The organism is Kitasatospora sp. GAS204B (genome assembly GCF_029892155.1).
In the GTDB taxonomy this organism is placed as follows: domain Bacteria; phylum Actinomycetota; class Actinomycetes; order Streptomycetales; family Streptomycetaceae; genus Kitasatospora.
Genome location: NZ_JARZAG010000079.1, coordinates 1 through 1182, shown reverse-complemented (window position 1 = coordinate 1182; position 1182 = coordinate 1). Strand labels below are relative to the sequence as shown.

Here is a 1182-nt window from a genome sequence, read left to right as displayed (position 1 = left end):
TGTGGGTCGGAGGTGGGGTGCTCGTACTGGTCAGGGGCGTGATCGATAGCAGGTGATCGTCCGTCATGCGGTCGATTCCCGGGAACCGCGGTGGCAGCCGCGCCCGACTCGTAGTCTCCGGAAGGTCGGATGCTGGGAGGGGCTACTGGTGGATGTGCTGGTGTGGGTGATGCAGCGGCGAGTGGTGCTGGCCGACCGTGCCGAACAACTGCGCAAGGAGCTTGCCGAGATCGACATCGAGGTCGCCCGACTGAAGGCCGCGGAGGTGGTGTTCGGCCAGTTCGCCGACGCCCAGGGGGCCGGCACGGCTGACGACCCAGTGATGGCCGAGGAGTTCGAGCGGGTCACGACCTCGCCCGGGGCGGGCGGGATGCTGCTGGTCCCGCACCGCGGAGACGGCCTGGAGACGAGCGCACTGCCCGCGGACTACCAGGCGATCATGAAGATCGTGACCGCGGCACCGGAGCCGGTCCCGGCCAAGGACGTCAGCGTCAAGCTCGGCAAGGACACCCAGCCCGGGCAGGTCGAGCCGGTCCGCGACAAGCTCAAGCGCCTGGCCGACCGGGGCTGGCTGCACCGCACTCCCGCCGGCCGCTTCACCGCCCTGCCGCTGCCTCCCGCATGACCGATCGCGGCTTGATCCCGGCGTAACGCAAAGGCCCCCAGCGGAGGTTGGGGATTCCATGCGAAAGAAGACCAGCCCCGCCGAGGGCCCTGGCCGCCTTGTCTACCAGTGCCGCCTCGAGCTGTCCACCGCCACCGCGACCATGGTCAGCGACCTGATCCGCGGCTATCTGAAGAAGATCGGCTCGCGCTGGCGCAAGCTGCCGCCCGGCAGGATCGCCCTGATCGTCCTCGCCGTCCTGCGCCATGACCAGCGGCTTTGTGACATGGCGGGCGGCAACGACGTCTCTGCTTCCACCATCCGCCGCTGGCTGCTGGAGGTGATCGAACTCCTCGCCGCGCGCGCCCCGCGCCTGGACCGAGCCCTGAGGAAAATCGCCCGCAAGGGTGGCGTGGTCGTCCTGCTCGACGGCACCCTCGTGCGCACCCGCCGCCGCACCGGGGACGAGAACCGGCCGAACTACTCCGGCAAGCACAAGGCCCACGGCCTGCTGTTCCTCGCTCTCACCGACGAGAAGGGCAACCTGATCTGGATCTCGGTGGCCAGGCCGGGCCGCT

Annotated in this window: 2 protein-coding genes; both read left to right on the top strand. The window is 69.5% G+C overall.

What is annotated here, in order from left to right; all coding sequences use genetic code 11:
* Positions 1 to 148: 148 nt before the first annotated feature.
* Positions 149 to 625, top strand: coding sequence for a hypothetical protein (locus P3T41_RS36855; RefSeq protein ID WP_280695026.1), 477 nt, complete (start codon positions 149 to 151; stop codon positions 623 to 625).
* A gap of 58 nt (positions 626 to 683) precedes the next feature.
* Positions 684 to 1182: transposase family protein (locus tag P3T41_RS36850; protein ID WP_280695025.1), on the top strand; the 499-nt coding region annotated here is incomplete at its 3' end.